Annotated in this window: 6 protein-coding genes; all 6 read right to left on the bottom strand. The window is 72.1% G+C overall.

Going from position 1 to position 7,186, the window contains the following annotated elements:
* Nucleotides 1-6: 6 nt before the first annotated feature.
* Entirely contained in the window at nt 7-1,350 is a 1,344-nt protein-coding gene (locus ACFYNP_RS26810; protein WP_388412062.1) for a hypothetical protein, read from the bottom strand.
* A 156-nt stretch (nt 1,351-1,506) separates the two neighbouring features.
* Entirely contained in the window at nt 1,507-3,162 is a 1,656-nt protein-coding gene (gene cimA / locus ACFYNP_RS26815) for a citramalate synthase (protein WP_388788857.1), read from the bottom strand.
* Between the two features lie 309 nt (nt 3,163-3,471).
* Entirely contained in the window at nt 3,472-4,785 is a 1,314-nt protein-coding gene (locus ACFYNP_RS26820) for an MFS transporter (protein ID WP_388412059.1), read from the bottom strand.
* A 99-nt stretch (nt 4,786-4,884) separates the two neighbouring features.
* Nucleotides 4,885-5,490: a TetR/AcrR family transcriptional regulator gene (locus tag ACFYNP_RS26825; protein ID WP_388412391.1), complete on the bottom strand. Its 606-nt coding sequence runs from the start codon at nt 5,488-5,490 to the stop codon at nt 4,885-4,887.
* 44 nt (nt 5,491-5,534) lie between these two features.
* Nucleotides 5,535-6,572: an agmatine/peptidylarginine deiminase gene (locus ACFYNP_RS26830; protein WP_388412058.1), complete on the bottom strand. Its 1,038-nt coding sequence runs from the start codon at nt 6,570-6,572 to the stop codon at nt 5,535-5,537.
* Nucleotides 6,573-6,583: 11 nt separating this feature from the next.
* Nucleotides 6,584-7,186, bottom strand: a 603-nt coding sequence (locus ACFYNP_RS26835) for an amidohydrolase family protein (protein WP_388788861.1), incomplete at its 5' end; no start/stop codon positions are given.

The raw sequence follows: 7,186 nt of genomic DNA on the forward strand, positions 1-7,186 counted from the left end.
GACGGGTTACCAGTCCCCGCCGCCGAAGCCGCCGCCGTCGCCGCCACCGCCCCCGTCGCCCCAACCGCCGCCGAAGTCGGACGGGTTGAAGTCGGAGCCCGACACGTCTCCGCCGTCGAAGCTGGAGCCGGCGTCGTAGGACCCGGCCCCGTAGTCGGCCGCGTACGCGGGGGTCGACAGCATCGAGCCGAGCATCGTGCCCATCAGGAGGCCGGGCAGCATGCCGCCGCCGAAGTAGCCGCCGGCCCAGGGGCCGTAGGCCGGGCCCGCGTCGTAGTAGGGGCGGCGGCCCTGGTCGGTGTCGACCTCGCGGACCATCGGGTCGTGTCCGTCGCGCAGCCGGGTCGCGTCCGCCTGGCACACCGGGACCTGGCGCGGGGCGCCGCCGGACGGGGTCCAGGTGGCGTCCTCGACGGAGGGGCCGTGGCGCGGGTCGAAGAAGCAGGGGGCGCGGCGCTCGGGCAGCGGCCGGTGTTCGCGGCGGGCGGCGAGGGTGGCGAGCGAGAACCGGCCGTCCTCCAGGGCCTGGGTCACGCCGGTCACATCGGCGGGGCGCTCGGCCCCGGCCATCAGCGTCTTGGCCGTCTCGTACGAGTCGAGGGCGCGTTCGTAGTCGGCGCGCATCGCGTCGTCGGCGCCGGCCTCGGCGGGGTGGAAGTCGAGCCGGTCGAGCTCCTCGCCGAAGGCGGTGATGTCCTCGTCCACGACGACCTGGAGGCGCTGGAGCGCCGCCCGCTCCTCCTCGGCCTTCTTCTTGCGGCTGCGGCGCACCAGGGCGTACGCACCGGCGCCGCCCGCCACCACCACGGCGCCCACCGCGATCAGCGCTCCGCTGCCGTCCCCGCCGCCGGAGCCCGAGCCGCCGCCCCACGAGGCGGGGGCGTGCCCCTTCATCTGCGGGAGCGCCTTGTCGACGAAGGCGTTGAGCTGGGTGGCGGCGCTCTCGCCCGTGCCGGGGGCGCGCACCGCGCTGTTCAGGTTCTGGACGGCCTGGCGCTGCATGACCTTGCTGTCGGCGCCGGAGGTGAAGGCGTCGCCGAGCCGGATCGCGTACAGGCCGGTCACGCCGGTGTCGGTGCGCAGGTTCGGCAGGATCGAGTCCCTGGGGTACGCGGTGCTGTTGGGCAGCACGGCCACGAACAGCGGCTTGTCCGCGTCCTTGATCTTCTTGGCCAGGGCGTCGGCCTGGGCCTGGCTGAGCTGGTTCGCGGCTCCGGGGTCCACGTAGACCGGGCTCTTCTTGAGGTGGTCGGCGACGTCGGACGCGCCGCTCGCGGCCACGGCGGGACCCGCCGTGGCCAGTGCGGCGAGCGCGACGGCGGAGAGTGCGGAGAAAACCCTGAGCCTCATGGTCCCGACGCTACCCGAGGCCGCGCGGAAACGGACATACGGGGTGGCGCGGCCGGGCTCGGCGGGCGCCCGGAGGACCGGGGTCCCGCCGGGACGCGGGCCTTCGGTCCACCCGTTCCCCCAGGTCGCGGACGACCGCGTCCGTCCGGGCAGGCCCTAACGGAGCGGCTGGGCCCCGGCTCGCAGCAGGCCGTAGGTGTACGCGTCCTGGAGGGCTTCCCAGGACGCCTCGATGACGTTGGGGCCCGCGCCGACGGTGGTCCACTCGCCGGTGCCGTCGGTGGTGGTGATCAGGACCCGGGTGGTGGAGGCCGTGCCGTGCTTGCCCTCCAGGGTGCGGACCTTGTAGTCGACCAGCTCGAACTTGGCGACCTGCGGGTAGAACCGCTCCAGGCCCTCCAGGAGCGCCGAGTCCAGCGCGTTGACCGGGCCGTTGCCCTCGGCGCCGACGATGATGCGCTCCTCGCCGACCCAGAACTTCACGGTGGCGCCGTTGGCATGGGTGCCGTCCTTGAGCGTCTCGATGATCGCCCGGTAGGACTCAATGCGGAAGTAGTCGCGCGGGCCGCCCTCGACCTCGTCGCGCAGCAGCAGCTCGAAGGAGGCGTCGGCGGCCTCGTAGGTGTAGCCCTGGAGTTCGCGGGCCTTGACCCGCTCCACGACCCGCTCCACGACCCGCGCCACGACCTCGCGGTCGTCGCCGAGGTCGACGCCGAGCTCCTTGCCCTTGAGCTCGATGGAGGCGCGGCCCGCCATGTCGGAGACCAGCATCCGGATGCGGTTGCCGACCAGGCCCGGGTCGATGTGCTGGTACAGATCGGGGTCGACCTTGATCGCGGAGGCGTGCAGGCCCGCCTTGTGCGCGAAGGCGGAGACGCCGACGTAGGGCTGGTGCGTGGAGGGGGCGAGGTTGACCACCTCGGCGATGGCGTGCGAGATGCGGGTCATCTCGGCGAGCGCGCCCTGGGGAAGCACCCGCTTGCCGTACTTGAGCTCCAGGGCGGCCACGACCGGGAACAGGTTGGCGTTGCCGACCCGCTCGCCGTAGCCGTTGGCGGTGCACTGCACGTGGGTGGCGCCCGCGTCGACGGCGGCCAGGGTGTTCGCGACCGCGCAGCCGGTGTCGTCCTGGGCGTGGATGCCGAGCCGGGCGCCGGTGTCGGCGAGCACGGTGGCGACCACGGCCTGGATCTGGGCGGGCAGCATCCCGCCGTTGGTGTCGCACAGGATGACGACGTCGGCGCCGGACTCGCTCGCGGCGCGCACGACGGCCTTGGCGTACTCGGGGTTGGCCCGGTAGCCGTCGAAGAAGTGCTCGCAGTCCACGAAGACCCGGCGGCCCTGCTCGCGCAGGTACGCGACGGTGTCCCGGACCATCTCCAGGTTCTCGTCCAGGGTGGTGCGCAGAGCCAGTTCGACGTGCCGGTCGTGCGACTTGGCGACCAGCGTGATCACGGGGGCGCCGGATGCGAGCAGCGCCCGCACCTGCGGGTCCTCGGCGGCTCTGCCGCCCGCGCGGCGGGTCGCGCCGAAGGCCACGAGCTGGGCGTTGCGGAAGCTGATCTCCTGCCGCGCGCGGGCGAAGAACTCCGTGTCGCGGGGGTTGGCGCCGGGCCAGCCGCCCTCGATGAAGCCCACACCGAACTCGTCCAGGTGCCGGGCGATCGTCAGCTTGTCCGCGACGGTGAGGTTGATGCCCTCGCGCTGTGCCCCGTCGCGCAGCGTCGTGTCGAAGACGTGGAAGCTGTCGTCGACCCGGAGGCCGTCGCGAAGACTCTCCTCGGCGGCTTCGTTCGCCTCGTTGGTCGTCATGCTGATCTGACTCCTGTCGGGTGAGTGGCTCCGAACTCATGGCTCCACCTGCCCCCGTCGTCGCGCTCCTCGCCCCGGCCGTGGTGGGGGCCGGTAAACGAAAAGACCCCTCGCGGGTGCGAGAGGTCTGCGCGCGGGTCTGGGGCACGATGTCCGCTGCCGCGGGAGGTGTCCACGGTTTCAGCGGTCACTGCGGACCGGCGCGCTGCTGTCCATAATCATGTCGGAAGCGAGCACGCTGGCAGTCTGCCACACGGGCCGGGGGTCCCGAGCCGGGGTCTCACCATCCGGGCGCCCCGCCGACCTGCGCTAATTCGACGGAACCGGTTCCGCCTGGGTGCGCCGGGGCTCGTCCTGGACCCGGTGGAGATCGATGTCGCGCGTCTCGCGCATGGTCAGGTAGACCACCAGCGAGACGGCCGCGCAGCCCGCCACGTACCAGTAGAACCCGGACTCGGCGCCGGCCTTCTTGAACCACAGCGCCACGTATTCGGCGGTCCCGCCGAACAGCGCGTTCGCGAGGGCGTAGGGCAGGGCGACGCCGAGGGCGCGGATGCCGGTCGGGAAGAGCTCGGCCTTCACACAGGCGTTGATCGAGGTGTAGCCGGTGACCACGAGCAGGGCGAGCAGCGCCAGGCCGAAGGCCGGCCAGAAGGTGCCCGCGTGCTTGAGCATGGTCATGATCGGCACGGTCAGGAAGGTGGAGCCGACGGCGAAGGTGATCAGGAGCGGGCGGCGCCCGATCCGGTCGGACAGCGCGCCCGCGAGCGGCTGGACGCACATGAACACGAACAGGGCGCAGAAGCTCACGAGCGAGGCGGTCGACTTGTCCATGCCCGCGCTCTTGGACAGGAACTTCGTGAGGTACGTCGTGTACGTGTAGTACGCCACCGTGCCGCCCATGGTGAGCGCCATGACCAGGAGCGCCTCGCGCTTGTGCGCCCACAGCGCCTTCAGGGTGCCCCGGTCCTCGTCGCGGGCCGCGCCCGACTCCTCGTACACCTCGGTCTCCAGCATGGAGCGGCGCAGGTAGAAGACGACGGCCGCGCCGAGGGCGCCGACGATGAAGGGGACGCGCCAGCCCCAGCTGTGCAGGGCCGCGTCCGAGAGGCTGCGCTGCATCACGATCTGGAGGCCGAGGCCGATGAGCTGGCCCGCGGTCATCGACACGTACTGGAAGCTGGAGGCGAAGCCGCGCTTCTTCGGGTCGGAGGCCTCGGTGAGGTAGGTGGCGCTGGCCGCGTACTCGCCGCCGACGGAGAGCCCTTGCAGGAGGCGGGCGACCAGCAGGACGGCCACTCCCCCGTATCCGGCGACCGCGTACGTCGGGGCGACGGCGATCAGGATCGCGGAGGCGGACATGAGGGTGACGGTCAGGGTGAGGGCCGCCTTGCGGCCCTTGCGGTCGCCGATCCGGCCGAGCAGCCAGCCGCCGACCGGCCGCATGAAGAAGCCCACCGCGAAGATCCCCATGGTGTTCATGAGGTTGGCGGTCTCATTGCCCTTCGGGAAGAACGCGTCCGCGAAGTAGACGGCGAACGTGGCGTACACGAACCAGTCGAACCACTCGACCATGTTGCCGGCCGAACCGACCCAGATCTTCTTCCACTGCTCTCGTCCCATGGACGCCCACGGTGGCGCAGGGCCGCCCGGCGGACAAGGCGTGCGGGCGCAACGATCGGGCCTACTTGCGTGCGTTGCGTTCCCCCCGCCGGGCACCGCTCAGCGACGCATCAGCGTCTCGTCCACGAACTCCCTCACGTGGTCGAGCACTTGGGCCCTTCCGGTGCCGGGCAGGCCGACGGCGACATGCACGCTGAACCCGTCGAGCAGGGCGCGCAGGCGGTGGGCGAAGCGGTCGGCGTCGACCGGGCGGAACTCGCGGCGCGAGACGCCCTCGGCGAGTATCGCGGCCAGGTCGCGGTGCCAGGCGCCCTCGATGGCGGCCTGGCGGGCGCGGGCCGCCACGTCGGCGTTCTGCGAGCGGTTCCAGACCTCAAGCCACAGGATCCAGTGCGGATCGCTCGGCCCGTCCGGAACGTACAGGTCGACATAGGCGTCCAGGCGCTCGCGGACGGAGCCGGGCCGGGCGAGCAGTGCGCGCCGCTCGGCGCCGAGGCGGCCCTCGCTCCACTCCAGGGTCTGGAGCAGCAGCTCGTCCTTGGTGCGGAAGTAGTAGAGGAGGTGCCCGCTGGACATGCCGACCTCGCGGCCGAGGCCGGCCATGGTGAGCCCGTCGAGTCCGCGGTCGGCGATCGTGGCCATGGCGGCGACGAGCACCTCCTCGCGGGGCGGAGCGGTGTTGCGGCGGCGGGCGGCGGGACTCATCACCCGTCAGTTCTACCCGATGCGCCCGCCGGCGCCGCCCGCGGTCACACCTTGGGCTGCTGCTGGGTGATGCAGTGGATGCCGCCGCCGCCCGCGAAGATCGTCCGGGCGTCGACGAGCGTCACCGTGCGCTCGGGGAACAGCCGGCGGAAGATCCCCGCCGCGTTCTCGTCACGCGGGTCGTCGAAGGCGCACAGGACCACACCGCCGTTGCAGAGGTAGTGGTTGATGTACGAGTAGTCGACCCAGCCGTGCTCGTCCTTGATGACGGTCGGCGCGGGGATCTCCACGACTTCGAGGGAGCGGCCGCGGGCGTCCTTCTGGGAGCGCAGCAGGGCCACGTTCTCCTTGCCGAGCTCGTGGTCGGGGTGGGCGGGATCCGGCTGGGTGTGGACGACCACGACGCCGGGCCGGGCGAACGCGGCCACGATGTCGACGTGGCCGAGGGTGCCGTAGCCGTGCGGCGGGTAGTCGGCGGTCAGGCCGCGCCGCAGCCAGATCGCCTTGCGGGTGCCGAGCATGGCGTGGATCTCCGTCTCGACCTCCTCGCGGGTCCAGTCCGGGTTGCGCTCGGGACCGAGCTGCACGGTCTCGGTGAGCAGCACCGTGCCCTCGCCGTCGACGTGGATGGCGCCGCCCTCGTTGACCAGGCGGGAGGTGTACGTGCGCGCGCCGGCCAGGTCCGAGACATGGGCGCCGATCTTGGCGTCGTGCTCCCAGGTCGCCCAGTCCTGGGCGCCCCAGCCGTTGAACGTCCAGTCCACGGCGGCCAGTTGGCCCTTGCCGTCGGTGAGGAAGGTGGGCCCGATGTCCCGCATCCAGGCGTCGTCCAGTTCACGCTCGACGAGATCGATGTCGGGGCCGAGCAGGGCGCGGGCCTCCTCCGCCTGGCCGGGTCCCACGACCATGGTGACCGGTTCGAAGCGGCGCACCGCGCGGGCGACCGAGGCCCAGGCGGCGCGGGATTCGGCGAGCTCGGCCTCGTTGGGGAAGGTGACGTTGGGCCCGGGCCACGCCATCCAGGTCCGCTCGTGCGGGGTCCACTCGGCGGGCATGCGGAAGCCGTCGGCGGCAGCAGACATCAGCGTGGTCCTTACAGGAAATAGAGGCGGTTGAGGGAGACGGAGTCGGCCGGTTCGGAGCGCAGCGGGTCGCCGTCGAGGGTGACGAGCCCGGTGCGGCCGTCCACGCCGACCGCGCCGGTACGGGAGTTGAGCAGCAGGTCGGCGGGGCCGATGCCGCGGGTGCCGCGTACCGCGACCCGGCGGCGGCGGGTGGGCAGCTGGTCGCCGCCCTGGTCGAGGGCGGCCTTCGCCACGAACGCGACGGACAGCTCGGCCGCGGTGCCGCCGTGCGCCCCGAACAGCGGGCCGAGCACGAGCGGTTCGCAGGTGTCGGTCGCGGCATTGGGGTCGCCGGTGACGCCCCAGGCGGGGAAGCCGGACTTGAGGACCATCTGCGGCTTGGCGCCGAAATACGCCGGCCGCCACAGCACGATGTCGGCCATCTTGCCGACCTCGATGGAGCCGATCTCGTGCGAAAGGCCGTGCGCGATCGCGGGGTTGATGGTCAGCTTCGCCATGTACCGCAGCACCCGCGCGTTGTCGTCGCCGTCCCCGTCACCCTCCAGCGGGCCCAGCTCCGCCTTCATCTTCCCGGCCATCGCGAACGTGCGCCGCACCGTCTCACCGGCCCG

It is taken from the genome of Streptomyces sp. NPDC006691 (genome assembly GCF_042869955.1).
Classification (GTDB): domain Bacteria; phylum Actinomycetota; class Actinomycetes; order Streptomycetales; family Streptomycetaceae; genus Streptomyces.